We start from the raw sequence: 25,434 nt of genomic DNA, 5'->3' as shown, positions 1-25,434 counted from the left end.
GCCTGTGACTATCCTCGGTCACGTGCTGCGAGAGGTGGGCGAATGTCCGAAGCCGAGACACCGCAACAAGACGCAGGCGTGGCGCGGGGGCGTCAGTCACATGGTCAGGTCGCGCGGTCACTTTGCGTGATGGCGGGGACGATATCCGGCAAGGTCATCGGCGCGCTGGACGTCGGCGCGCAGGCTTCGCGATCGCGACACGCTTCAGGACCATTCACAGGGGACTAGTCGCTGCCTGGCAGCCACACGGCCATTCCGGCCGGTGGCGCGCCCATGGTGGCAAATCACGTTGGGGAGATCACATGAACAAGCGCTCCGGTCGGCTTACGCCGACTTTGCTGGCCACGGCGGTCATGTTTGCACTCAGTCACGCGGCGGCGGCGCAGAATGCCAGCCCGCCCGAATCCACCGCAGCGACTTCGACAGCGGAGCAGACCCCGGCCAAGGCGAAGAACCTGGGCCCGGTGGTGGTGACCGGCACGCGTGCCGGCAACCGCACCGAAAGCTCGTCGCTGACGCCGATCGATGTGATTTCCGCCGACGTGCTGAAGCAGACCGGCACGATCGACCTGACCCAGGCGCTGGAACGCGCCATACCCTCGATGAACTTCCCGTTCGCGCCGGCCTCGGACACCTTCGCCTTTCAGCGGCCGTTCGAAATGCGCGGACTGTCGCCCGATCAGGTGCTGGTGCTGGTGGACGGCAAGCGCTGGCATCCGGGCGCGCTGGTGTTGAGCCTGGGCCAGATCGGCCAGGGCTCGCAGGGCATCGACCTCAACACGATTCCGTTGTCGGCGATCGATCACATCGAGGTGCTGCGCGATGGTGCCTCGGCGCAGTACGGTTCGGACGCGCTTTCCGGCGTGGTCAACATCATCCTGAAGAAAGGCGCGGCCGGTGGCGATGTGCAGGTCAGCGGCGGCCAGTTCTCGGCCGGCGATGGCCGGCAATGGCAGGGCGCGGCGAACTTCGGCATTCCGCTCGGTGGCGACAAGGGCTGGCTGCGCATCACCGCCGAAGACAGCAACCAGAGCCCGAGCAACCGCGCCGGGATCGACCGTCGTCCCGGCCTGGCCCAACTGGGCGCGAAGTTCCACTTCGGCACGGTGTCGTTCAAGAACAAGAACCTGTTCCTCAACACGCAGTACGACGTCAGTCCCGGCGTGCAGTTCTATGCGTTCGGCCACTACGGTCGCCGCGTCGGCGAGCCACGCGGCTTCTTCCGCTATGGCAGCAACACGGCCTATCCCAACAATCCGCTGATCGGCCTGGTCTATCCGGACGGCTTCCTGCCGCGCGAGCACGGCGATTCGATCGACACCTCGCTGGTCGCCGGCCTGCGCGGAACCTGGAACGGCTGGCGCTGGGACGTCAGCGGCAACCATGGCGGCAACCGGGTCTCCTACAGCACGCGGAACTCCACCAACTACGCGCTGCTGAATGATTTCGGCAGCAGCCCTACCAGCTTCCACGACGGCATCCTGACGGCCAAGCAGCAGTCGCTCGACATCGATATTTCCAAGGAGGTCGCGTTCGGCTGGTTGCCCAATCCGCTGACGGTGTCCTTCGGCACGCAATGGCTGCGGCAGAGCTATGACGTGGAGGCCGGCGACCTCGGTTCCTACTACGTGGGCACCTCCGGCGTGCGCGGCGGTGCGCAGGGCTTTGCCGGCTGGGGGCCGCAGGACGCCATCTCGGTGGCGCGGCACGACGTTGCCGAGTACCTGCAACTGGAAGGCAACCTGACCGACCGCTTCGGTTTCTCCGCCGCCTTGCGCCACGAGGACTATTCGGACTTCGGCACCACCACCTCCGCCGCCTTGTCCGGTCGCTTCGACTTCACCGATTCGTTCGCCCTGCGCGGCAGTGCTTCGACCGGCTTCCGCGCGCCGGGACTGGGCCAGCAGCACTACTCGGAAACCACCTCGGCCGCCTTCGGCGCCGGCAATTCGCTCGGCCTGCCGCCGGGCATCTACCTGCGCGGGCTGGTGCCGGTGGACAACCCGCTGGCGCGGCTGCTCGGCAGTGAACCACTGAAGCCGGAGAAGGCGCGCAACTTCACCGCGGGGGTGGTGTGGAATCCCACCAAAGAACTCAACATGTCGTTCGATGCCTACCAGATCACCGTCAGCAACCGCATCGCGCTGTCCAGTTCGCTCTCGCTGTCGACGCCCTCGGTGGTCGCCTACCTGGCGGCCAACGGCGTCACCAACCTGCAGTACAGCGGCCTGTCCTACTTCACCAACGCCGGTACCGTGCGCACCCAGGGCGCGGATCTGGTGACCAGTTACCGCAGCGACTTCGGCGACAACGGCAACCTGCTGTCGACACTCAGCTACGGCTACCACAAGAACAAGGTCACCGACGTCAAGCCGAATCCTCCGGTGCTGGACTCGCTGGGCGTCATCTTCCTGCGCCTCAACCGCAGCGCGATCAAGGGCCTGCTGGCCGACACCGCGCCGCGCAGCAAGCTGATCCTCAACGAGACCTACAACCTCGGCCACTGGGCCTTCAACGGCACGCTGACCCGCTACGGCCGCATCACGACATACGGTTCGACCAGTTATCTGAACGACATCGTGTACCCGCACAAATGGCTGCTCGATCTGGCGGTGAGCTACAACCGCGATCGCTGGACGTTCACCGTGGGCGGCGACAACGTGCTCGACACCTATCCGGAGAAGGTGCCGCAGAGTGACGACCAGAACGGTGCCTTCCCGTATTCGTCCAGTTCGCCGTTCGGCTTCCAGGGCGCCTACGTCTACGGCAAGGTGCAGTACCACTGGTGAGCCCGCCGCCGTGGCCACAACCGCCAGTTATGCCAGGCCATCGTCTTTTCATTGGCGGCGCACGCCGGCCGGTGACTATGCTCGAACCTTGTCGTGGAGAGTGATCGAATGACCAAACGAGACAGGCCGCCCGGCGCCGCCGGAACCCTCGGCCGCCTGCCGACGCAGCGCAGGCCGCGCTGGCAAGGCATCCTGCTGGCACTGGCGATCGGCGGCTTCGGCGTCTTCGCCCACGCGCAGGACACGACGGCGAACACCGCGGCAATCGCCAGCGCCAACGCGCTGGCGACCGAGGCCGGTTTCGAAGTGCTGGCGCGTGGCGGCAATGCGGTGGACGCGGCGATCGCGGTGGGTGCCACGTTGTCGGTGGTGCAGCCGGAAGCCTCGGGCATGGGCGGCGGCTTCCTCGCCGTGATCCACGACGCGGCCACCGGCAAGGACACCTTCATCGATGCGCGTGAGATGGCGCCGCAGGCGGTCAGCGGGAAGGACTACCTGAAGGCGGACGGCACGCCCGATCGCGACACCTCGCTGAACGGTCCGCTGGCCGCAGGCATCCCCGGTTTTCCCGCGGGCGTTGCCTACATGTCAGGCAAGTACGGCAAGGTTCCGTTGGCCGTCTCGCTGAGTCCGGCGATGCGGCTGGCCGAGCAGGGCTTCCATCCCAGCGCTGCGCTGGTCCGTTCGATCGGCTACAAGGCCGAGGTGCTGCGCCGCTATCCGGCCTCGTCGGCCAAGTTCATGCCGGGCGGCAAGGCGCCCGGCGAGTCCGACCAGTTCCGCGATCCGAACCAGGCGCGCACGCTGAAGGCGCTGGCGGAAAAAGGTGCGGACGGTTTCTACAAGGGCGTGGTGGCAAAGGAACTGGTCAAGTCGGTGCGCGCCGCCGGCGGCACCTGGACGCTGACCGACCTGGCCAATTACCGAGCAAAGGAACGCCGGCCGATCGAGCTCAACTACGGCGGCTACAAGGTGATCACCGCGCCGCCGCCGTCCTCCGGCGGCGTGGCCATCGCCGAGATGCTCAACATCATCGCGCCGCTTGATCTCAAGCGCATGGATGAGGCCCATCGCATCCACTACCTCGTCGAGGCGATGCGCCGCGCGTTTCGCGACCACAACGAATACCTCGGCGATCCCGACTTCGTGAAGATGCCGCTGGACATGCTGCTCTCGCCTTACTACGCCGACGGCCTGCGCCAGAGCATCCTGCCGGAGCAGGCGACCAAGTCCGCCTGGCTGCCGTCGGTGCATGCGAAGGAGCCGGGCATGCACACCACGCATTACTCGATCATCGACAAGGACGGCAACATGGTCTCGATGACCGCCACGGTGAACACCACCCTGGGCTCCAGCTTCGTCGCCGGCAACACCGGCATCCTGCTCAACAACGAGATGGACGATTTCGCCCTGGTCTCCGGCCAGCCCAATGCGTTCGGCCTGATCGGCGGCAGCGCCAATGCGCCGGTGGGAGGGAAGCGCATGCTGTCGTCGATGTCGCCCAGCTTCGTCATCGGCAAGGATCGCCTGGCGGTGATCGGCTCGCCCGGCGGCTCCACCATCATCACCCAGGTGTTCGAGGCGATTCTTGCCTTCATCGATGGCAAGGATGCCGGCCAGATCACCGCGCAGAAGCGCATCCATCACCAGTTCCTGCCCGACCGCATCGACTTCGAAAAAGGCAGCGACATCCCGGCCGACGTACTCGCCAAGCTGAAGGCGATGGGCTACGAGATCAACGACAGCGAATCGTGGGGCAACATGAACGTGGTGGTCTGGGACAAGGCCAGCAACACCAAGACCGCCGCCAGCGACCCGCGCAACCCGAACGGACTGGGCAAGGTCGAAGCCATCCATTGAAACGTCAGCGCGTGTGGCCGGCCGAGCGCAGGTGAGGGCGGGCTGCCGGCAAGTTCCAGGCCGCAGCGCGCCCGCGCGACCCGCCCGCACCTTCCATTTCCCGCGCCGGTGCAGACGCATCGGACCACGCCCGGCGCAACCAGCTTCCATCCGATCGACGGCGCGGCCGCCACCAGGAGTATCTCTTTCATGTCCAGCCATGGCGATGCGAGCCTGCCCGCTCAATGGAGTCCGCCGTATCTGTTGTACCTCGGCAACGCCGCCGACGATCTGGCCATCAAGACGGCCAGGGGCGTGGCGTACTGGCGGCCGCAGTGGTGCGTGGGGCAGTATCGCCACCCCGATTGCCAGCCGACGCTGGGCCTGCCTGACATCGGCATGGCCGAAGCGAAGGCGATGGGCGCCGACACCATGATGATCGGCACCGCGAACGCCGGTGGCGTGATGCCGCCGGAGATGGTGGCCGACGCGATCGCGGCGCTCGACAGCGGGCTCAACGTGGTGGCCGGCCTGCACCAGAAGCTGCGCGAGAATGCGGAGATCGTGGCCGCCGCACGGCGCAACGGCCGCGTGCTGTTCGATGCGCGCGATGCCGCGCCCGGCATCCCGGTCGGCAACGGCCGGCCACGCGCCGGCCGCCGCCTGCTCACCGTGGGCACCGACTGTTCGGTCGGCAAGATGTACACCACGCTGGCGCTGGAACGCGCCATGCGGCAGCGCGGTTGCCTGGCGGATTTTCGCGCCACCGGGCAAACCGGCATCTTCATCGCCGGCTCCGGCGTGCCGATCGACGCGGTGGTCGCGGATTTCATTTCCGGCGGCGCGGAGTGGATCTCGCCGGCGCGTGATGACGGTGGCTGGGACCTGATCGAAGGCCAGGGCTCGCTGTTCCATCCCTCCTATGCCGGCGTGTCGCTGGGCCTGCTGCATGGTTCGCAGCCCGACGCGCTGGTGTTGTGCCATGAACCCATCCGACGCCACATGCGCGGCTTGCCCGGCTACCCGCTGCCCGAGTTGAAGACGTGCCTGGAGGCGAACCTGGTCGCCGCGCGCCTGACCAACCCGGCGGTGGTCGCGGTCGGGGTGGCGCTGAACACTTCCGGCATGTCGGCGAACGCGGCCGCCGACGCGTGCGCGCAAGTCAGCGACCTGCTCGGTTTGCCCTGCCAGGACCCGGTAAGCATGGGTGTCGAGGCCATCGTGGACAACCTGCTCGCATGCTTCGCGAACTGAACGTCAGCGAGCGCAACTTTCCGCTGGTGGCGCCGTTTCGCATTGCGCGCGGGGTGAAGTACGCCGCCGACGTGGTCACGGTGGAACTGCACCAGGCGGGCCGGCGCGGTCGCGGCGAGGCGGTGCCGTATGCGCGTTACGGCGAGTCGATGGCCACGGTGCTCGACCAGATCGAGTCGTTGCGGGGCGAGCTTGCCGCCGGCATGGGGCGCGACGAACTGCAACTGCGCCTGCCGCCGGGTGCGGCGCGCAACGCACTGGATGCGGCGATGTGGGATCTCGAGTCGCAACTGAGCGCGGTGCCGGTATGGGTGACCCTGGGGCGTCCGCCGCGCACCACGCTGCGCAGTGCGATCACGCTCAGCATCGACACGCCGGCACGCATGGGCGAAGCGGCCGCGCGCATCGCCGATGGCGGACTGATCAAGATCAAGGTGGACGCCGATGATCCGGCGGCGCGGATCGAGGCGGTGCGGCGGGCGGCGCCCGCGGCGCATCTGATCGTCGATCCCAACGAGAGCTGGACCATCGAGATCCTGCGGGAACTGCAGCCGATGCTGCAGCGCGTCGGCGTGGAGTTGCTCGAACAGCCCCTGCCGGTGGATGCGGATGACGCCTTGCGGGGCTTCCGCAGCGTCATCCCGATCTGCGCCGACGAAGCCTGTCACGTGACCGCCGACCTGCCGCGACTGCGTGATCGCTATCAGGCGATCAATATCAAGCTGGACAAGACCGGCGGACTCACCGAGGCTTGGCGTCTGCTGCGCGCCGCGCGCGCCGAGGGCTTCCAGATCATGGTGGGCTGCATGGTGTGTTCCTCGCTCGGCATCACGCCGGCACTGGAGATCGCCCGCGAGGCGGAGTTCATCGATCTCGATGGCCCGCTGTGGTTGCAGCACGACTACCCCGACGGGGTGAGTCTGCACGATGGCTTGCTGGTGCCGCCGGCGCCCGCGTTCTGGGGCGGCTGACGATGCCGGTTCGGCCATTGTCGCGGGCTTGCCCATGCTGACGCTGGATCCGATCCAGAGCATGGCCTGTGGCGGCCTGTTCCTGCTGCTCGGCTATGCGATCCGCCGGCGAGTGCCGCTGTTGTCGCGCTTCAGCATTCCGGCGCCGGTGATCGGCGGCTTGCTGGTGGCGCTGGCGCTGCTGCTGTGCCGCCAGTGGAACTTCACGCCGGTGCGCTTCGACGGCGCGCTCAAGCAACCGCTGATGATCGCCTTCTTCACCGGGATCGGCTTCAACGCCAGCGCCTCGCTGCTGAAGCTTGGCGGTCGCCAGATGCTGCTGTTCCTGGGCCTGGCCAGCGGCCTGGCAGTGGTACAGAACCTGGTCGGCATCGGCGTGGCGATGGCCTTCGGCCTGCCGCCGCTGTTCGGCGTGATCACCGGCTCGGTGACGCTGACCGGCGGGCCGGCTACCGGCATGGCGTTCGCGCCGCTGTTTGCCGAGGCGGGCGTGCATGGCGCCGCCAGCGTGGCGCTGGCCAACGCCATGGCCGGCATCGTGCTGGGCTCGGTGATCGGCGCGCCGGTGGCGACCATGCTGATCGAGCGACTGCGCTTGCGCGTGCCGAAGGTGGCCGGCGAAGCGGTCGATACCTTGCCAGCCGTCGCGGCCACGCCGATACCGGCTGTCGCGCCAGCGCGCCGCGCCGACGAGAGGGTCTACGCGGGATTGCGCAGCTTCGTCTGGATCCTGCTCGCGATGGGCCTCGGTGGGTGGATCAGTGGCGGGCTGGGCGCGCTGGGCCTGACCCTGCCCAGCTATATCGGAGCGATGCTGGTCGGCGCGCTGATCCGCAACGTCGACGATCGCCGCGGCTGGTTCGGCCTGTCGATGCCCGACATCGACATCATCGGCAACATTTGCCTGTCGCTGTTCCTGGTGATGGCGCTGATGGACCTGCACCTGTGGGAATTGAGCGGGCTGGCCGCGCCGCTGCTGGTCAATCTGGGCGTGCAATCGCTCATCGTGGTGGCGTTCTGCTGCTGGCCGCTGCTGCAGCTGATGGGGCGCGACTATGACGCCGCGGTGATGGCCAGCGGCTTCATCGGCTTCATGCTCGGCACCACGGCCAATGCCATGGCGGTGATGAGCTCGCTCACCGAACGCTACGGCCCGGCCGCGCGCGCATTCCTGGTGGCGCCGATCGTGGGCGCGTTCCTGATCGACTTCACCAATGCGCTGGTCATCACGATTTTCGTCAACGGCTGGAAGTGAGCGCGCCGCGACCGTTCACCGGGCCGCCAGCATCGCCTTGATCCGCGCCATGTGCGACTCGGCGGTTTCGCGGGTCACTTCCTTGTCCGCTTCCGGGTCCTTGCCCTGCCAGTGCAGGTCGTCCTGCGGCAGTTCGTGCAGGAAACGACTGGGCTGGTTGCGGTGAACTTCGCCGTAGCGCTTGGTCTGCGCACACCACGACAAGGTCAGCAACTCCTTGGCGCGGGTGATGCCGACGTACATCAGCCGGCGTTCCTCGTCGATGCGGCCTTCGTCGATGGCGCTTTCGTGCGGCAGCGTGCCGTCCTCGCAGCCGATGATGAAGACGAAACGGAATTCCAGGCCTTTCGCCGCGTGCAGGGTCATCATGCGCACTGCATTGCCCGGTTCGTCACGGTCGGCGTGGCTGAGCAGGGCCAACTGCGAGGCGAGGTCGCCAGCGCTGTTGCCACCCTTCTGCATCGCGCGGAACCAGTCGGCGAGTTCCTTGAGGTTTCCCAGTTTGCGCTCGCGCACGCTGGCGTCGGGCGTGCTGGCGGCGATCTGCGCGGCGTAGCCGGTGCGCTTGAGGATCAGCTCGACCAGGTCGGCGGCGTTCTCATGCAGGGATGCGCTGCGCAGCTCGTCAAGCAGGTTCGCAAACGAGGCCAGCGCCACGGCGGGCCGCGGCGTGAGCTGGCGCAGCACGCCATCGCTGCGGGTGGCGTCGAGCAGGGACGAGTGACGGGACTGCGCGATCTGGCCCAGCTTCTCCAGCGTGGTGGCGCCGATCTCGCGCCTGGGTGCGTTGACCACACGCAGGAAGGCGGCATCGTCGCTGGGGTTGGTCAGCAGGCGCAGGTAGCACAGCAGGTCCTTCACCTCGGCGCGGTCGAGGAAGCTCAGCGCGCCGGTGAGGTGGTAGGGCACCCGCGCCAGGCGCAGCGCCTTTTCCAGCGGGCGTGCCTGGAAGTTGCCGCGGTACAGGATCGCCATGTCGTCCCAGCGCGCCTTGTGCTTCTCGGCCAGGGTGGTGGCGATCGCGGCGACGCGCTCGGCCTCGTGCTCGGCTTCCTTGCATTCCAGCACGCGGATGGTGGCGCCTTCCGGATGCTCGCTCCACAACTTCTTTTCGTGCAGGTGCGGGTTGTTCGCGATCAGCTGGTTTGCCGCGCGCAGGATGCGCTTGCCGCAGCGGTAGTTCTGTTCCAGCTTGATCACGCGCAGGTTCGGCCAGTCACGACCGAGCTGGTCGATGTTCTCCGGGTTGGCGCCGCGCCAGGCGTAGATCGACTGGTCGTCGTCGCCCACGCAGGTGATGCCGCCGCGCTCGCCGGTCAGTGCCTTCAGCAGGCGGTATTGCGCGTCGTTGGTGTCCTGGTATTCGTCCACCAGCAGGTAGCGGAAGCGTTCGCGCCAGGCTTCGCGGCATTCGGCGTCCGCTTCCAGGATGCGCAGCGGCAGGCGGATCAGGTCATCGAAGTCCACCGCATTGAACGCGCTCAGGCGCTGCTGGTACAGGTCGTAGATGGTGGCCGCCTCGATCTCGCGCGGGCTGCGCGCGGCGGCCAGCGCTTCTTCCGGCGACAGGCCGCTGTTCTTGGCGCGACTGAGCAGGTTGCGGATGCCGAACAGCACGTCGTTCTTCGCCCCTTTCGGCGACAGTTCCTTGACGATGCCGCCGCTGTCGTCCGCGTCCAGCACCGAGAAGCCGCGGCGCAGGCCGGCGCGGGCGTGTTCGATCTGCAGGAACTTCAGCCCCATCGCATGGAAGGTACTTACCGTGAGCGCGGCGGCGTCTTCGCTGCTGACCAGCTTGGCCACGCGCTCGCGCATCTCGCGCGCCGCCTTGTTGGTGAAGGTGATCGCGGCGATCTTGTGCGCGCTGAGTTTGCGGCGCTGGATCAGGTAGGCGATCTTCTGGGTGATCACGCTGGTCTTGCCGGATCCGGCGCCGGCCAGCACGAGCAGCGGCCCTTCGCAATGTTCGACGGCGGCCAGTTGTTGGGGGTTGAGCATGGATCGGAACAGTGCGTGGTGCGGAGGCCGATGTTAGCAGAGCGGCGCTGGCGCACCCGCGGGCTTCAGCCATAATCGACCGGAACAGCCACAGGGGGAGCGGCATGGCGGAAGCGGAATGGCAGCAATGTGATGTGGCGGTGATCGGCGGTGGCCCGGGCGGCAGCACCGCCGCTGCGCTGCTGGCCCGGCGCGGCTACAAGGTGATCGCGCTGGAGAAGGCGCATCACCCGCGTTTCCATATCGGCGAGTCGCTGTTGCCGATGAACCTGCCGGTGTTCGAGCGCCTTGGCGTGCTGGACAAGGTGCGCGCGATGGGCGTGTTCAAGCCCGGTGCGGATTTCGAGGCGGACAACGAACGCGGCTACAACACCTATGCGTTTGCCCGCGCGATCGGGCAGAGCCCGCCGCATGCCTACCAGGTGTGGCGGCAGGATTTCGACCAGATGCTCTACGAACACGCGCGCGAATGCGGTGCCGATGCGCGGGAAGGGCACGAGGTGCGCCAGGTAGAGCAGCGTGGCCCGCGCGAAAGCCTGCTGCAGGTGCATGCCGACGACGGCCGCGACTACACCATCCAGGCGCGCTACGTGGTCGACGCCAGCGGTCGCGATGCCTTGCTGTCATCGAAGAAGAAGCTCCGGCGCAAGAACAGCCAGCACCAGAGCGCGGCGATCTTCGCTCACTACCGCGGTGCCGAAGCCCGCGCCGGCGAGGACGCGGGCAACATCAGCATCTACAGTTTCGCGCACGGCTGGATGTGGATGATCCCGCTGCCGGAGGGGGTGATGAGCGTCGGCGCGGTGTGCCGGCCGGACTACCTCAAGCAGCGCAAGGGTCGCACGGTCGAGTTCCTCACCGACACGCTGAAGCTCAGCCCGGCGTTGTGGGCGCGCGTGCAGCACGCCGAGCTGATCGACGACGAGGTGCGCGTCACCGGCAACTATTCCTACGACTCCAGCCGCATGGGCGGACCCGGCTGGATCCTGGTCGGCGACGCGTTTGCCTTCCTCGATCCGGTGTTCTCCTCCGGCGTGTACCTGGCGATGAGCGGCGCCGAGCAGGCGGTGGAGGTGGCTGACCAGGCATTGCGCGAGCCGCGCCGCGAGCCGGCCCTGCTGCGCAAACTGGAGCGGCGCCAGCGTGCGGCCATGGCCCGCTTCTCGTTCTTCATCTACCGCTTCAATGGTCCGGTGATGCAGCAGATGTTCCGCCAGCCGCGCAACACCTGGCAGCTGGAGCAGGGCGTGATCTCGATGCTGGCCGGCGACCTGTTCGACACGCCTAAGGTGCTGTGGCGACTGCAGCTGTTCAAGCTGGTCTACGCGATCTGCGGCCTGCGCGACTGGCGCCGCTGGCGCGCCGAGCACACATACCGGCTGGGCCAGGCGCGCGCGCAGTTCACCGGCGGCAACACGCCGCTGGACAAGGCCTGAGCCTTCTCCCTCCCCTGCGTGTGCGGGGGAGGGTTGGGGTGGGGTGCTGTTGATCTTCCGGGTGGTTTGGGTCGGGAGATGAGCCATGGCCGGTCCGCGCTACCATGCACGGTCACGACCCGAACGCATGCCCATGGCCAAACTCTATTTCTATTACTCGGCGATGAATGCCGGCAAGACCACCACCCTGCTGCAGAGTGCGTACAACTATCACGAGCGCGGCATGCGCACGCTGATCCTCACGCCGGCACTGGACAATCGTTTCGGCGAAGGCGTGGTCGCCTCGCGGATCGGCCTGAAGGCGAACGCGCGCCGCTTTGCCGGCGACGAGGATCTGTTCGCCCTGGTCGACGCGGACATCGCTGCGCGCGGCCCGCTGCATTGCGTGTTCGTCGACGAGGCGCAGTTCCTCAGCAAGGCGCAGGTGTGGCAGATCAGCGACGTGGTCGATCGCCTGAACATTCCGGTGCTGGCTTACGGCCTGCGCACCGATTTCCGCGGCGAGCTGTTCGAGGGCAGTCGTTACCTGCTGGCCTGGGCGGACAACCTGGAAGAGATCAAGACGATCTGCCACACCGGTCGCAAGGCCACCATGGTGGTGCGCGTGGATGAACTGGGGCGCGCCGTGACCGACGGCCCGCAGGTTGAGATCGGCGGCAACGAACGCTATGTCTCGGTGAGTCGCGCCGAGTTCAAGAAGATCAGCGCCGGCCACGGTCGCATCGAGCTGCAGCAGACCGTGCTGCAGCTGGGCGAGCGCGAATGAACCGAACCACCGCCGATCAAGTCATGACCAACAAGGAATCCGCATGAGCGACACCAGTCCCACAGCCAGCTGGCCGCGACCGTACTGGCAGCCGGGTGAAGACAACGCCGTGCTGCAGTTCTACGTGTTCGGCAAGTTCGACGCGGAGCTGCTGATTCCTTCGCCGCGCTACGGCAGCCCCGGCTTGCCCGCCGGCGTCGAGATCCAGCGCTTCCAGAACGCGGTACTGCGCCAGTGGGAAGGCTATCCGCTGCATGGCGCGCTGGGCGGCCTGCTGAAGGAGGATGCTCCGCAGACATACGAGCAGGCGCGCATCGCGCCCGAGGTGCTGGTGGTGCGTGGCGTGCTCAAGGACAGCGCCAGCCTGGATTACCTGCGCGACACGATGGGCGTGCTGGCCGGCATGCTCGACGTGGGCGGCACCGCGATCCTCGATCCGCAGATCCTCACCCTGTTCGACGCCGGCCACTGGCGCGGGCATTACCTGGTGAAGGGCGGTGCGCCGCCGCGCAACCATGTGTTGATCCTGCGCAGCGCCGAAGACGCCGCCGATCGTTCGTGGATCCACACCCGCGGCATGCGCAAGTTCGGCCGGCCCGACATCAGCCTGCGCAACGTGCCCGATCGCGATGTCGATCGCGCCGGCGTGTTGTGCGAGCGGCTGGTCGAGTTGCTGTCGCTGGGCGCGAACTTCAGCGCCGGCCAGCAGCTGGAAGTGGAGGGCGTGCCGGAGGGACTGCTGGCGCAGCCCGGCGGCAGCCTCGACGATCCGGAGTTCAACAACACCCACATCGCGTTCCGCTGGCCGCAATAGCCAGGGTCACGGGCAAAACAAGGGGCGACACCGCGGTGTCGCCCCTTGTCTTGCGTCAGGCGCTGGCTCAGCCCTGGACGATGAAGCGCTGCGCGTCGTCCATGAAGGCCTTCTCGCCGAAGCCACCCTCGTGCGAGCCGAACGGCATCTGCGCGCGCAGCTTCCACGACGCCGGCACGTTCCACTCCTGCACCACCGCTCCGTCCACCACCGGGTTGTAGTGCTGCAGGCTGGCGCCGACGCCGGCCTCGGTCAGTGCCAGCCACACGGCGAACTGGGCCATGCCGCCGGCCTGCTCGGACCACACCGGGAAGTTGTCCGCATACAGCGCGAACTGCTCCTGCATGCCGGTCACCACGGCCTGGTCTTCATAGAACAGCACGGTGCCGACGCCGGCGGCGAAGCTGTCGAGCTTGGCGGCGGTCGGGGCGAACGCCTCCGCCGGCACGATCTTGCCCAGCTCCTGCTTGGTCAACGCCCAGAACTTCTCGCTCTGTTCGCCGAACAGGATCACCGCGCGCGAGCTCTGCGAGTTGAACGACGATGGCGTGTGGCGGATGGCTTGCTTGATCAGGCTGGTGAGGGTGTCCTTGTCCAGCGATACGTTCTTGCCCAGCGCGTACTGGGTGCGGCGCTGCTTGAGCTTTTCTATCAGGGTGCTGTTCATGGTGATTCCTCGGGCATGTGGGGTTCGATGCTTGGGAATCGCGGCAGGTGAAAAGGCGCTTCAGGGAAACAGTCGATGCCGGGCCGTTTTGTGCTGGGTCGCCGGCCGGGACTTCCGCTTCATCGCCTTGTTCTCGCTGCATCGCGATCGATGGCCGATATGTTAGGCCGGTATGGCGGCCTGGCTAGTCGGCGGCTCGAAGTCAGTCTGTTTCCAAAAGGAAACGATGCATGGTCAGACGCGGCCCGGCCTCAGCGCTGGCAATGCGGGCACCAGAACGTCGAGCGCTGGCCCAGGGTGACCTGGCGGATCGGCGTGCTGCACACGTGGCACGGCTCGCCGGTGCGGCCGTAGACCATCAATTCGCGGAAGAAATAGCCGGGTGCGCCGTCGGGATTGAGGAAGTCGCGCAAGGTGGTGCCGCCGCGTTCGATCGCCCAGGCCAGCAGGCGTTTCACTTCCATCGCCAGGCGTGCATGGCGCGGCCGGGAGATGCCGCCGGCGGCGCGACGCGGGTCGATGCCGGCGTGGAACAGCGCTTCGCTGGCGTAGATGTTGCCGACGCCCACGACGATGGCGTTGTCCATCAGGAACAGCTTCACCGCTGCCTTGCGGCCGCGTGAGAGATGCCACAGCAGGTCGCCGTCGAACTCATCGGTCAGCGGTTCCGGGCCCAGCGTCGCCAGCAGCTCATGGGTCTCGCCCGGCGCCTGCCACAACAGGCAGCCGAAGCGGCGCGGGTCGGTGAAACGCAGGATGCGCGGCGCCTGTGTCGGCGTGCGCTCCAGCGCGATGTCGACATGGTCATGCTTGCCCGCCGGTGCGTCCGGCGGCAGCACGCGCAACATGCCACTCATGCCCAGGTGCAGCAAGGCGCTGCCCGCTTCGGTGTGCAGCAGCAGGTATTTCGCCCGGCGTTCCACCGCGTCGATGCGCTGTCCGGGCAGCAGTGCGCTGACTTCCGGCGGGATCGGCCAGCGCAAATCGGGACGGCGCAGGATCACGCCCGTCACGCGTCGACCGATCAGGTGCGGGGCGATGCCGCGACGGGTGGTTTCGACTTCGGGCAGTTCGGGCATGGATAAACTCGATTCACCATCGATAGGTGGGAACGTACCCTGTGCGTTCCCACAAAAAACTCAGCTCCAGTCGGCGTGGAAGCTGCCTTGTTCATCCACGCGTTCGAAGGTATGCGCGCCGAAGAAATCGCGCTGGGCCTGGATCAGGTTGGCCGGCAGGCGTTCGCTGCGGTAAGCATCGTAATACGCGATGGCCGACGAGAAGCACGGCACCGGCACGCCGCTGGTGACGGCGGCGGCCACCACCCAGCGCAGCGCGGACTGGTAGCTCGCCGCGATATCGCGGAAATACGGCGCCAGCAGCAGATTCGCCGGCGCCTCGCCAGCGGCGTAGGCATCGGTGATGTTCTGCAGGAAGCGGGCGCGGATGATGCAGCCGCCGCGCCAGATCTGCGCGATGCTGCCGTAGTCGAGCTTCCAGTCGTATTCGTCGGAGGCGGCGCGCAGCTGCGCGAAACCCTGCGCGTAGGAAACGATCTTGCTGAGATACAGTGCGCGTCCCACCGCGGCAATGAAGGCGTCGCGATTGCCGCTGAACGGCTTGCTTGCCGGCCCGGCCAGCGCCGCGGACGCGGCCACGCGTTCGTCCTTGAGCGAGGACAGCACGCGGGCGAACACCGATTCGGTGATCAGCGGCAACGGCACGCCCAGGTCGAGCGCGCTCTGGCTGGTCCATTTGCCGGTGCCCTTCTGCGCGGCACGGTCGAGAATCACGTCGAGCAGATCCTGGCCGGTCTGGTCGTCCTTTTTGCCGAAGATCTTCGCGGTGATCTCGATCAGGTAGCTGTCCAGCTCGCCCTCGTTCCAGCGCGTGTAGACAGCGGCCAGTTCCTGGTTGGACAGGCCGAGCACCTGCTTCAATACCGCGTAGCTCTCGGCGATCAGTTGCATGTCGCCGTACTCGATGCCGTTGTGCACCATCTTCACGTAATGGCCGGCGCCGTCCGGACCCATGTAGGCGACGCACGGCTTGCCGTCCCTGGCGCGCGCGGCAATCTCGGTGAGGATCGGTTCGACCAGGTCGTACGCGTCGCGCGGACCACCGGGCATGATCGAGGGGCCGTGCAGGGCGCCTTCCTCGCCGCCGGAGACACCGGTGCCGATGAAGTGCAGGCCGGCCTCGGCCAGGTCCCTGTTGCGCCGGATGGTGTCGATGAAATGGGTGTTGCCGCCATCGATCAGGATGTCACCCTGGTCGAGCAGCGGCTTCAGTTCGTCGATCACCGCGTCGGTGCCGGCGCCGGCCTTCACCATCAGCAGGATGCGGCGCGGCTTTTCCAGCGAATCGACGAATGCCTGCAGCGAGTAGGTCGGTACGAGCTTCCTGTCGCCATGTTCGGCAATGACTTCGTCGGTCTTCTCGCGGCTGCGGTTGTAGATCGATACCGCGTGGCCGCGGCTTTCGATGTTCAACGCCAGGTTGCGGCCCATCACGGCCATGCCGATCACACCGATGGATTGCTGGCTCATGCGAATCTGCTCCTGCGCTGGACGGCGATACCCGCCGGGATGGGGACGAATCGCAAAGCCTGCAAGATGGCACCGTCAGAACGCGTGAAGAAGTCGGACTCAGTGCAACTGGGTGACGCGGAGTTCCGGCGAGCGCGGCATGTAACGTGAGGACACCAGCGCCACACGGTCACCCACGCGCACGTAATGCTGCGGCCCGGTGACCGAACTTTCGCCGAACTCGAGCTTGTGTCCATCCAGCACCAGCACGGCTCGGGGTGGCATCAGCCCGATCTTCGCCGGTTCGAAATCGCTGGCCGCACGCCAACTCAGCACGTGCGCCGCGGCGATATCGGTGAGGTCGTCCAGACGGTCGTCGTCGGCGACCCGGCTGGGCGTGCCGTCGGTCCGCCACCAGTGGCCACCGCCGCGCTTCTCGTAATCCAGCGCGGCGGCGCCGGGCAGGACGAGGCGGACATGACGGATGGCGGCCGGGTCCAGCGTGGTCAGGTTGCCGCCAGCCAGGCCGGCGTCGCGATGGTGTTGCCAGAGCGCCAGCGCGAGCAGCGCCAGCACGACCAGCAGCAGGCTGAGTTGTTGCCGGCGGGCGCGCTTCATCGTTCAGCGCCGACGCCGGCGCCACGCGATACCGCCACCGATCAGCAGCAGCAGCAACGGCAGCGCGATCAGGAAGCCGACGCTCAACGCATTCAACTCGCCCTGCGATATCTGCAGCAGCCGGTCCGGTGCGCCGCGTGGCGGCAGGTTGACCAGCTTGTCATCGCCCAGCAACCAGTCGAACACGCGCTCGCCCAGCGCGCGATTGCCGCCGTTGCCGAGGAAGCTGTTGGACAGGAAATCGCCGTCGCCGATCACCACCGCGCGCTGTTCGCTCTTGTCCGGACTGGGCGAAAGCCGGCTCAGCGCGAAGCCGAAATCCAGCGGCCCTTTCAGCTCGCCGGCATCGGCATCGAAGCGGATGTCCGAGGACCCGGCATTGTCGATCGGCTGGAATTCGGTCCAGCTCTGCGTGCTGGAGCGCAGGAACGGCGCGAACGCCCAGCCGGCCTGGCCAAGCTGCGCCAGGGCGGACGTCTGCGGGAACAGTGTGGTCAGCGTGAAGCCGCGGGTGATCGCCTGCGGCGGGTAGTCGCCCAGCGTGAGCAGGCGCGGATCGCGCAGCCCCAGTGCGGCGCCCGAGCCATCCACCAGCACGCCGGGCAGTACGCGCACGCCGAGTGCATCGGCCAGCGGCTTGAGGCCGAGGTCCTGGTTGGCCGGCTCGGTCAGCCACAAGAAGTTGCCGCCGTTCTGCAGGTAGTCAACCAGCGCCTGTACCGCCGCCGGTGGCAGTGCCACTTCCGGACTGGCCAGCACGACCAGGTCGGTGTGTTCGGGCACCGCGCTGACCTGGGTGAAATTCAGTGGCACCGCGCGCATGCCGCGACTCTCCAACTGCGCGATGAAGGTGCCCAGGTCGGCATTGCCCTGGCCGTCGGCACGGCGCTCGCCGTCGCCGGTGACGAAGGCCACGATGCGGTCGCTGCCGCGCAGCAACCGCTCCAGCGCGTTGGTGAGGCTGCGCTCGGACAATTCGTCCAGACGCTGCTCGCGATCCTGATAGTGCAGGATCAGCGCGCCGTCCACGGTCACGCCCAGTTCGCGCATTTTCGCCGGGTCCAGTTGCGGGTCGACGAAGCGCAGCTTGAGATCGGGCTTCACCGCCTGGTAGCGCTGCAGGAAGCCGGCCACGGTCTGGCGCAGATCGCCCTGCGGGTTGGCGTAGCTGACGATCTCCACCGGGCCGTGCAGCTGCGCCAGCACCGCGCGGCTTTCCGGTGACAGGCTGGTGCGACCGTTCGCGGTCCAGTCCGCCTGCATCACGTAACGGCTGCCGAGGTAGCCGATAGCGGCTACCGCCAGCACCAGCAGCACGGCGAACAACCAGCCGTCCAGACGTCTGAAAAGATTCTTCATCAGCCGCGCTCCCGCTCGGCGTCAAGTCGGCGCGTGGCCAGAGCCAGCGGGAAGGCGATGAACAGCACGAACCACAGCAGGTCGGCACTCGATACCAGGCCACGCAGCAGCGGTTGCAGGTGCGTGCTCATCGCCAGCCAGTTGATCGCGCCACCATGGACGCCGGCCATCTGCGCACCAAGGTTCACGCTCCACAGCGCCAGCGCGATGACCAGCGCGGCCGCCGCGGCGATGGCCGGGTGCGAGGCGAAGCTGGAGCAGGCGACCGCGATCGCCGCCAGCGTGGCCAGCATCAGGGCAAGGCCCAGTGTGGCCGCGGCCAGCTTGCCCCAGTCGAAGTGCGTGGCATGCATCAGCGCCAGCGGCATCGCCAGGGTCAGCACCAGCCACAGCAGCAGCCAGCCCAGCATCGCCAGATACTTGCCCAGCACAATGTGCGAAGCCGGCACGCCCGTGGCGAACAGCAGTGGCAGGGTGCCGTTGCGGCGCTCACCGGCCAGCACCGACATGCCCAGCAGCGGTACCACCAGGAATGCCAACTGGGCCAGTTGGCCGAGCAGGGGCACGCCGACCAGATCGATGAAGCCGGGCCCATCGGGCTGCGCCGCCCGCTGGATCTGGCTGCCCAGGAAACCGCCCAGCAGCAAGGTGAAGTTCCAGGCCAGCCAGGCCAGCGTGAGCGCGGCCAGCACCCAGGCCAGTGGTCGCACCAGCAGCCGGCGCCATTCCAGTCGTGTCACCGCGGCGGTATTCATCAAGGCGTGGCTCATGCGGCGTGTGCCGCCGCGTTGCTGCCGTTCATGGCTATCCCGAAAAAGGTCTGCTCCAGCGCCGCGTGGTCATCGGCATGCACCGCGCCGTCATGGCGCAGCGTGCCCTCGTGCAGGATCGCCACGCGATCGCAGACCGCGGTGACTTCGGCCAGCAGGTGGGTCGACAGGATCACCGCGGTGCCGGCAGCGGCCTGTTCGCGGATCAGCGTGCGCAAGGCGGCGACCTGCACCGGATCCAGCGCGTTGGCCGGTTCGTCCAGCACCAGCAGGGCCGGCTGATGCAGCAGCGCGCAGGCCAGTCCCAGCCGCTGGCGCTGACCCTGCGACAGCACGCCGGCCAGGCGCCGCGCCAGCGGCTGCAACTCCAGCCGCTCGATGATCGCGCTGCGCGCCTTGCGCAGCGCCGGGCCGCGGATGCCGCGCAGGCGGCCGTGCGCGTCAAGATGTTCCTCGACGCTGAGTTCGGCCCAGACCGGCGCACGCTCCGGCAACCAGCCGACCAGCCGGCGGGCGATCTCCGGCTGCTCGAGGAAATCCTCGCCGTTCAGCTTGATGCCGCCGCTGTCGGGCTTCAGTGCACCGGCAATCATCGACAGGCTGGTCGACTTGCCCGCACCGTTCACGCCGAGCAGGCCCATCACCTGGCCGCCTTGCAGCGCCAGGCTCAGATCCTGCACGGCCCGGCGACCGGCGCGCCGGCGGGTGACGTGATCCAGTTGCAGCGCGGTCTTCGGTGACGCGGGGACGATGGTGGTCATTGCCTGATTGTCACGGCGCCCCCATCTGGAAACAACAGGTGCAAGCACGGCTCGTGAATAACGTCACCTTAGCTTCGCCTGCCGGAGCGGCTGCTATCATGCATGTTCAGCGCCATGCTGGTGGGTACGGAAGCCCCTGATTTACACTGACTTGTCCCTTCTTCGGTGCCTTCCATGCTCGACGCGGCAATCAACTTCCTCAACGATGGTCTGACCGGCGCGAGCTGGGGGCAGATCGCCGTGTACATGCTGGTGATGACCCAGCTGACCATCTTCACGGTGACCCTGTACCTGCATCGCAGCCAGACCCACCGCGGCGTCGATTTCCATCCGGCGCTGGCGCACTTCTTCCGCTTCTGGGGTTGGCTGACCACCGGCATGGTCACCCGCGAATGGGTGGCGGTGCATCGCAAGCACCACGCCAAGGTCGAGACGGTGGACGACCCGCACAGCCCAATGATTTACGGCATCAAGAAGGTGTTCTGGGACGGCGTGTCGCTGTACCGCGATGCCTGCGAAAACAAGCAGGACATGGAACAGTACGGCCGCGGCACGCCGGACGACTGGGTCGAAAGAAACGTCTACGGCGCACATCCGTATTGGGGTCCGACCCTGATGCTGTTCATCAGCGTCGCCTTGTTCGGCGTGATCGGTGCGGCGCTGTGGGCGCTGCAGATGGTCTGGATCCCGTTCTGGGCCGCCGGTTTCGTCAACGGCATTGGCCACTGGGCCGGCTACCGCAATTTCGAAAGCGCCGACACCGCGCGCAACCTGATTCCATGGGCGTTCTGGATTGGCGGTGAAGAGCTGCACAACAACCACCACGCCTTCCCCAGCTCGGCCAAGTTCGCCCTGCGCAAGTGGGAGTTCGACATTGGCTGGGCGGCGATCTGCGGCTTGCGCGCCGTCGGCCTGGCCAAGGTGCTGCGCGTGGCGCCGTCGCTGGACGTGCGTCCGAACGTGCGCCTGCCGGATGCGGAAACGCTGAAGGCGGTGTTGACCCATCGCTTCCAGGCGATGACCGACTATTACCGTGCGGTGATCCTGCCGACGGTGGCCGAGGAAGCCGCGCACGCCGGCGAAAGCCTCAAGTCGACGCCGCGCCGCCTGCGCCGGGCGCTGGCTGACGGTGGCCGCTGGCTGGACAACGAAGGTCGTGACCGCATGCAGGCCGTGCTGGCCAAACGTCCGACCCTGGCCACCGTGATCGACTTCCGCAGCCGCCTGGTGGCGCTGATGGAGCAGCGCGGTGCCGAGCAGGCCCTGAAGGGCCTGCAGCAGTGGATCCACGAGGCCGAGGAAAGCGGTATCCGCGCGCTGCAGGAATTCGCCCAGCGACTGAAGGGCTACGGCGTCGCCGCGGCCTGATCGCAGCCATCATGTTGCAGCAGAACCCGCCGTCCGGCGGGTTTTGTTTTTCGGGGAGCACCACGAGGGAAACGGATGGCCTTGCGCGTAGTGCTGATCGGCGCCGCCGGTGTGTTCGGTTCGCGCATCGCCAGCCAGCTGGCTGGCGATCCACGCTTTCGGCTGACCCTTGCGGGCCGACGGCTGGACCGCCTGGTGCTGCTGCGTGACGCACTGGGAGATGCCTCGGTGCAGTTGGCTGCACTGGATGTGACCGCGCCCGGTCTGGTGGGCGAGCTCGCCGCGCTGCAGCCGCAGTTGGTGATCCATGCCGCCGGCCCGTTCCAGCAGCAGGATTACCGGGTGGCCGAAGCCTGCCTGGCTTGCGCCAGCGACTATGTCGATCTCGCCGACGGGCGTGACTTTGTCAGCGGCTTTGGCCGTCTGGACGGCCAGGCGAAAGCGGCCGGTCGACTGCTGGTCAGCGGTGCCTCCACCGTGCCGGCGCTCAGCAGCGCGGTGGTGGACAGCCTGCTGCCGCGCTTTGCCGTACTGGACGTCATCGAGCACGCGATCAGTCCCGGCAATCGCGCGCCGCGGGGCGATGCGACGGTGGCGGCCATTCTGGGCTATTGCGGTCGCCCGGTAACGTATTGGCGCGACGGCCGCTGGCAGACCGGTCATGGCTGGATGCACACGCGTCGCGCGATATTCCCGTTTGGCCGGCGTTGGCTTGGCCTGTGCGAGGTGCCGGATCTGGAACTGTTCCCGCAGCGCTATCCCGACGTACGCACGGTGATCTTCCGCGCCGGCCTGGAGCTGAAGCGGCTGCACTTCGCCACGTTTGCCGCGGCATGGCTGGTGCGGCTCGGCCTGATCCGCGACCTGGCGCGTCATGCCACGCGCCTGCGCCGGGTCAGCGAATGGTTCCTCGGCGCCGGCAGCGATGTGGGCGGCATGCTGGTGGAACTGACGGGACGCGACGCGCAGGGACGACCGTTGCGGCTGCGCTGGTCGTTGTCTGCCGCGACCGGCGATGGTCCGCAGATTCCCGCCACCCCGGCCGTGGTGCTGGCGCGCAAGCTCGCCGATGGCAAGCTTGCGCTGCACGGGGCAATGCCGTGCATGGGCCTGTTCACGCTGGACGAGGCGCTGGCCGCACTCGATGCTTTCGCGATCGACATCCAGCGGGAAACGCTTGCGATCTGAAACGTCTGCGGTGTCCGGCCATGGTTGCCAAACGGACAGGCGCCGTCGAACACGATCACCGCAGGCGATGGTCTCGGCACACGCCGGACGGCGCCGGCGATGAGGGTTCCAGCCAGCCCTGGTAGGCCACCAACCGGCCCAGCCACGACAGTCGCACATCCACGCTGAAGTGGTAGCGGCCATCGCGAACGCCGCTGCGCGAAAGCACCTGGCCGCGCAATGCGCGCGGGCAGGGCAGGCCGAATACATGCACGCTGCGCAATTGCCAGTCGATCGCGTCGCCGTCGTGGCGCAAGGCAAAGCCCAGCCGGGCAGGTCCCAGACGTTCGTACAGCAAGGGCGAGCCGGCACGGCGTTCCAGCGTCGAACGCATCTGCCGGCTGGCGAAACGGCGGGTCCAGATTTCGCATTTGCCCCGTCGTTCGATGGTCAGCGCCAAGGCCTGCGCCAGGCCGGGAGATGGCAGGCCCAGCAAGCGGCGCAACCAGCGTGCGGGCAAGTGCGCATCGCCGGTGATATCGGCGACGCCGCTTGCGTGCAACAGCGGCGCTGCGCCGTGCATGGCCTGCACGGCGGGCGGCAGGTCGCGCCAGCTGCTTTCGCCGAGCAGACCGGGAAACAGGGCAGTCAAAGGGTCAGGGCTCATCCGGCGATGATGTGGGGCCGCCGCCGGCCCGGCAAGCGGGCAAAAGAAAACCCGCCACAGGGGCGGGTTTTCTTCGGGGCGGCGATCAATTACTTGATCTTGCCTTCCTTGTACATCACATGCTTGCGCACCACCGGGTCGTACTTCTTGAACTCGAACTTTTCCGGCGTGTTCTTCTTGTTCTTCTGCGTGGTGTAGAAGTGGCCGGTACCGGCCGTGGAGATCATCCGAATCTTGTCTTGGGTCTTGTTTGCCATGATTTGATCCTCAGACCTTGTCGCCGCGGGCGCGCATGTCGGCAATCACGGCCTCGATGCCATTCTTGTCGATGGTACGCAGGGCGTTGTTGGAAACGCGCAGCTTGATCCAGCGATTCTCGCTGGCCACCCAGAAACGACGCTCATGCAGGTTCGGCAACCAGCGGCGACGGGTGCGGTTGTTGGCGTGCGAGACGTTGTTGCCGCTCATCACACCCTTACCGGTGACTTGACATACACGGGCCATGACGACCTCCGTAATAATTTTCTGACACCCGTTGGCCAGGGTGTGATCGGCCCAGCGGCGCCATGCGCCACGCGATGCTGGAGTTGTTGCAACGCATGATCGTGAGGTCCGTACCGCGTGGCGGACCGCCCGGATGCACCGGGTCGACAGAGGCGAGCCGCGTATTCTCGCAGAAAAACAGGCGTCGGCGCAATCTTTGCGGGCCTTTGTCACCGCTGGCGGCGTGCGCGGGGCCGGGATGTATGGAACAATCGTCCTCTTTTATCCAAACGACCCGACTCGAGGAACGCCCGATGGCACAAGAGATCACCAACGAACAGGCCAACGGCCAGTCCAGTCAGCCGCAGCTGGTGATGCAGAAGATCTACGTGAAGGATGTCTCCTTCGAGGCGCCGAATGCGCCGCAGATCTTCCAGGAGATCGACGAGAAGGATCAGCCGCAGGTGCAGCTGAACCTGGGTCAGAAGGCCACCGACCTCGGCAACGACATGTATGAAGTGGTGCTCAGCCTGACCCTGACCTGCACGATCGGCCAGCGCACGGCGTATCTGGCCGAAGTGGAGCAGGCCGGCGTGTTCGGCATTGCCGGCTTCAGCGACGCCGACCAGGCCGGCATCATCGGCAGTTACTGCCCGAACCTGCTGTTCCCGTATGCGCGCCAGGTGATTTCGTCGCTGGTGCTCGAAGGCGGCTTCCCGCCGTTCCTGCTGCAGCCGATCAACTTCGATGCGCTGTTCGCCGAGCAGCAGCGCCGGGCGATGGGTGGCGACGAAGTTCCGGCCACGCTCAACAGCTGATCCGTCACCATGGCTGATCACCCGAAGCTGACCGTTCTCGGTGCCGGCTCCTGGGGCACCGCGCTGGCGGCACTGATCGCACGCAACGGCGTGCCCACCACCTTGTGGGGGCGCGACGCCACGGCTTTGGCGGCCATGGCCAACAGTCGCGTCAACCAGCGCTACCTGCCCGACATCGAGCTGCCGGCGCAGCTGGTCTACGAAAGCGACCTGGCGCGCGCCGTGCGCGGCGCCGGCATCGTGCTGATCGTGGTGCCCAGCCACGCGTTCGCCAGCATGCTGGTCGAGCTGGCTCCGCTGCTCGATGCCGATACCGCGATCGCCTGGGCGACCAAGGGCTTCGAGCCGGGTACCGGCCGCTTCCTGCATGAACTGGTGGCCGAGCAGCTGCCCGGTCGCGCGGCGGCCGTGGTCACCGGTCCCTCCTTCGCCAAGGAAGTGGCTTGCGGGCTGCCCAGCGCGGTGACCGTGCATTCGGATGACGCGGTTTTTGCACAGCAACTGGCGAGCCTGCTGCATGCGCCGAACCTGCGCGCGTATTCCGGTGGCGACGTGCTCGGGGCCGAACTCGGTGGTGCGATGAAGAACGTGCTGGCGGTGGCCACCGGCATTGCCGACGGCATGCAGCTGGGCCTGAACGCCCGTGCCGGCCTGATCACCCGCGGCATGAACGAAATGCTGCGGCTGGGCGTGGCACTGGGTGCGCGGCCGGAAACCCTGATCGGTCTGTCCGGCCTGGGCGACCTGGTACTGACCTGCACTGGCGACTTGTCGCGCAACCGTCGCCTGGGGCTGGCGCTCGGCCAGGGCGTGGCGATCGACGAAGCCGTGCGCCGGATCGGCCAGGTGGTGGAAAGCATCCTCACCGCCGACGAAGTGGCACGGCTGGCCGACAAGCACGGCCTGGACCTGCCGATCAGCGCCGGCGTGCGCGCGGTGCTGCACGGCGAAGTCACCCCGGTCGACGGTCTGAAAGCGCTGATGGCACGCGAACAGAAGCCGGAATATCCGCACGGTCTGTTCTGCAACGCGTGATTTTTCAGGGCACCCCGGCCGGCTTTGGCCGGGGCCGCGATCGCAACGGTCGCATCTTGCCCGTGCGCTGT

At 67.0% G+C, this 25,434-nt stretch carries 23 protein-coding genes; 12 read left to right on the top strand and 11 right to left on the bottom strand.

Features of this window, described 5'->3' with window-relative positions; genetic code table 11:
* The first annotated feature begins 302 nt into the window (after window positions 1-302).
* From ACQGNJ_RS16805 to gltS, 5 genes are all read left to right on the top strand, one after another.
* Entirely contained in the window at window positions 303-2,789 is a 2,487-nt protein-coding gene (locus ACQGNJ_RS16805; RefSeq protein ID WP_426690392.1) for a TonB-dependent receptor plug domain-containing protein, read from the top strand.
* Window positions 2,790-2,897: 108 nt separating this feature from the next.
* A complete protein-coding gene (gene ggt / locus ACQGNJ_RS16800) occupies window positions 2,898-4,649 on the top strand; it encodes a gamma-glutamyltransferase (protein ID WP_426690391.1) in 1,752 nt (583 codons plus the stop codon).
* Between the two features lie 189 nt (window positions 4,650-4,838).
* Window positions 4,839-5,882 (top strand): N-acetyltransferase DgcN, encoded by a 1,044-nt coding sequence (gene dgcN, locus ACQGNJ_RS16795; RefSeq protein WP_426690390.1) that lies wholly within the window; start codon window positions 4,839-4,841, stop codon window positions 5,880-5,882.
* Entirely contained in the window at window positions 5,867-6,853 is a 987-nt protein-coding gene (gene dgcA / locus ACQGNJ_RS16790) for an N-acetyl-D-Glu racemase DgcA (protein WP_426690389.1), read from the top strand. Before dgcN ends, dgcA begins: the two co-directional genes overlap by 16 nt.
* Window positions 6,854-6,887: 34 nt before the next feature.
* A complete protein-coding gene (gene gltS, locus ACQGNJ_RS16785) occupies window positions 6,888-8,108 on the top strand; it encodes a sodium/glutamate symporter (protein ID WP_426690388.1) in 1,221 nt (406 codons plus the stop codon).
* Window positions 8,109-8,123: 15 nt separating this feature from the next.
* Here gltS and ACQGNJ_RS16780 read toward each other — a convergent pair whose 3' ends face one another.
* Window positions 8,124-10,106: a UvrD-helicase domain-containing protein gene (locus ACQGNJ_RS16780; protein ID WP_426690387.1), complete on the bottom strand. Its 1,983-nt coding sequence runs from the start codon at window positions 10,104-10,106 to the stop codon at window positions 8,124-8,126.
* Window positions 10,107-10,210: 104 nt separating this feature from the next.
* Here ACQGNJ_RS16780 and ACQGNJ_RS16775 point away from each other — a divergent pair, with 104 nt between their 5' ends.
* The 3 genes from ACQGNJ_RS16775 (at window position 10,211) to ACQGNJ_RS16765 (ending at window position 13,122) form a co-directional block, all read left to right on the top strand.
* Window positions 10,211-11,542: an NAD(P)/FAD-dependent oxidoreductase gene (locus ACQGNJ_RS16775; RefSeq protein ID WP_426690386.1), complete on the top strand. Its 1,332-nt coding sequence runs from the start codon at window positions 10,211-10,213 to the stop codon at window positions 11,540-11,542.
* A 133-nt stretch (window positions 11,543-11,675) separates the two neighbouring features.
* Entirely contained in the window at window positions 11,676-12,308 is a 633-nt protein-coding gene (locus tag ACQGNJ_RS16770; protein ID WP_426690385.1) for a thymidine kinase, read from the top strand.
* A 43-nt stretch (window positions 12,309-12,351) separates the two neighbouring features.
* Window positions 12,352-13,122 (top strand): hypothetical protein, encoded by a 771-nt coding sequence (locus ACQGNJ_RS16765; protein ID WP_426690384.1) that lies wholly within the window; start codon window positions 12,352-12,354, stop codon window positions 13,120-13,122.
* Window positions 13,123-13,189: 67 nt separating this feature from the next.
* Here the strand turns inward: ACQGNJ_RS16765 and ACQGNJ_RS16760 are convergent, their stop codons facing one another.
* From ACQGNJ_RS16760 to ACQGNJ_RS16730, 7 genes are all read right to left on the bottom strand, one after another.
* A complete protein-coding gene (locus ACQGNJ_RS16760; RefSeq protein WP_426690383.1) occupies window positions 13,190-13,789 on the bottom strand; it encodes a nitroreductase family protein in 600 nt (199 codons plus the stop codon).
* 251 nt (window positions 13,790-14,040) lie between these two features.
* The gene (gene mutM / locus ACQGNJ_RS16755) at window positions 14,041-14,868 is read right to left on the bottom strand and encodes a bifunctional DNA-formamidopyrimidine glycosylase/DNA-(apurinic or apyrimidinic site) lyase (RefSeq protein ID WP_426690382.1); all 828 of its coding nucleotides are present in this window, start codon (window positions 14,866-14,868) and stop codon (window positions 14,041-14,043) included.
* Window positions 14,869-14,928: 60 nt separating this feature from the next.
* The gene (gndA, locus tag ACQGNJ_RS16750; RefSeq protein WP_426690381.1) at window positions 14,929-16,338 is read right to left on the bottom strand and encodes an NADP-dependent phosphogluconate dehydrogenase; all 1,410 of its coding nucleotides are present in this window, start codon (window positions 16,336-16,338) and stop codon (window positions 14,929-14,931) included.
* 99 nt (window positions 16,339-16,437) lie between these two features.
* The gene (locus ACQGNJ_RS16745; protein ID WP_426690380.1) at window positions 16,438-16,935 is read right to left on the bottom strand and encodes a hypothetical protein; all 498 of its coding nucleotides are present in this window, start codon (window positions 16,933-16,935) and stop codon (window positions 16,438-16,440) included.
* 3 nt (window positions 16,936-16,938) lie between these two features.
* The gene (locus tag ACQGNJ_RS16740) at window positions 16,939-18,294 is read right to left on the bottom strand and encodes a GldG family protein (protein WP_426690379.1); all 1,356 of its coding nucleotides are present in this window, start codon (window positions 18,292-18,294) and stop codon (window positions 16,939-16,941) included.
* Window positions 18,294-19,064 (bottom strand): ABC transporter permease, encoded by a 771-nt coding sequence (locus ACQGNJ_RS16735; protein WP_426690378.1) that lies wholly within the window; start codon window positions 19,062-19,064, stop codon window positions 18,294-18,296. The genes ACQGNJ_RS16740 and ACQGNJ_RS16735 overlap by 1 nt, the downstream gene beginning before the upstream one ends.
* Complete coding sequence (locus tag ACQGNJ_RS16730) at window positions 19,061-19,825, bottom strand: ABC transporter ATP-binding protein (RefSeq protein WP_426690377.1); 765 nt, start codon at window positions 19,823-19,825, stop codon at window positions 19,061-19,063. Before ACQGNJ_RS16730 ends, ACQGNJ_RS16735 begins: the two co-directional genes overlap by 4 nt.
* Before the next feature lie 174 nt (window positions 19,826-19,999).
* Here ACQGNJ_RS16730 and ACQGNJ_RS16725 point away from each other — a divergent pair, with 174 nt between their 5' ends.
* Together ACQGNJ_RS16725 and ACQGNJ_RS16720 are read left to right on the top strand one after the other, a co-directional pair.
* On the top strand, window positions 20,000-21,193 hold the full coding sequence (locus ACQGNJ_RS16725) for a DesA family fatty acid desaturase (protein WP_426690376.1): 1,194 nt from the start codon (window positions 20,000-20,002) through the stop codon (window positions 21,191-21,193).
* 75 nt (window positions 21,194-21,268) lie between these two features.
* Window positions 21,269-22,381 (top strand): saccharopine dehydrogenase family protein, encoded by a 1,113-nt coding sequence (locus ACQGNJ_RS16720; protein ID WP_426690375.1) that lies wholly within the window; start codon window positions 21,269-21,271, stop codon window positions 22,379-22,381.
* Window positions 22,382-22,436: 55 nt separating this feature from the next.
* Here ACQGNJ_RS16720 and ACQGNJ_RS16715 read toward each other — a convergent pair whose 3' ends face one another.
* From ACQGNJ_RS16715 to rpmB, 3 genes are all read right to left on the bottom strand, one after another.
* Window positions 22,437-23,027, bottom strand: coding sequence for a DUF4166 domain-containing protein (locus ACQGNJ_RS16715; RefSeq protein WP_426690374.1), 591 nt, complete (start codon window positions 23,025-23,027; stop codon window positions 22,437-22,439).
* 89 nt (window positions 23,028-23,116) lie between these two features.
* Complete coding sequence (gene rpmG / locus ACQGNJ_RS16710) at window positions 23,117-23,284, bottom strand: 50S ribosomal protein L33 (RefSeq protein ID WP_007810357.1); 168 nt, start codon at window positions 23,282-23,284, stop codon at window positions 23,117-23,119.
* A 10-nt stretch (window positions 23,285-23,294) separates the two neighbouring features.
* The gene (gene rpmB / locus ACQGNJ_RS16705) at window positions 23,295-23,531 is read right to left on the bottom strand and encodes a 50S ribosomal protein L28 (RefSeq protein ID WP_281014237.1); all 237 of its coding nucleotides are present in this window, start codon (window positions 23,529-23,531) and stop codon (window positions 23,295-23,297) included.
* Between the two features lie 293 nt (window positions 23,532-23,824).
* On the opposite strand from rpmB, the gene secB reads away from it, so the two are divergent.
* Together secB and ACQGNJ_RS16695 are read left to right on the top strand one after the other, a co-directional pair.
* Entirely contained in the window at window positions 23,825-24,328 is a 504-nt protein-coding gene (gene secB, locus ACQGNJ_RS16700; RefSeq protein ID WP_426690373.1) for a protein-export chaperone SecB, read from the top strand.
* A gap of 9 nt (window positions 24,329-24,337) precedes the next feature.
* A complete protein-coding gene (locus ACQGNJ_RS16695) occupies window positions 24,338-25,363 on the top strand; it encodes an NAD(P)H-dependent glycerol-3-phosphate dehydrogenase (RefSeq protein ID WP_426690372.1) in 1,026 nt (341 codons plus the stop codon).
* The last annotated feature ends 71 nt before the right edge of the window (window positions 25,364-25,434 follow it).

The organism is Rhodanobacter ginsengiterrae, assembly GCF_050026815.1.
Taxonomy (GTDB): domain Bacteria; phylum Pseudomonadota; class Gammaproteobacteria; order Xanthomonadales; family Rhodanobacteraceae; genus Rhodanobacter; species Rhodanobacter ginsengiterrae.
Note: the sequence above shows the minus strand (reverse complement) of the source record. Positions and strands in the feature narration are given on the sequence as shown.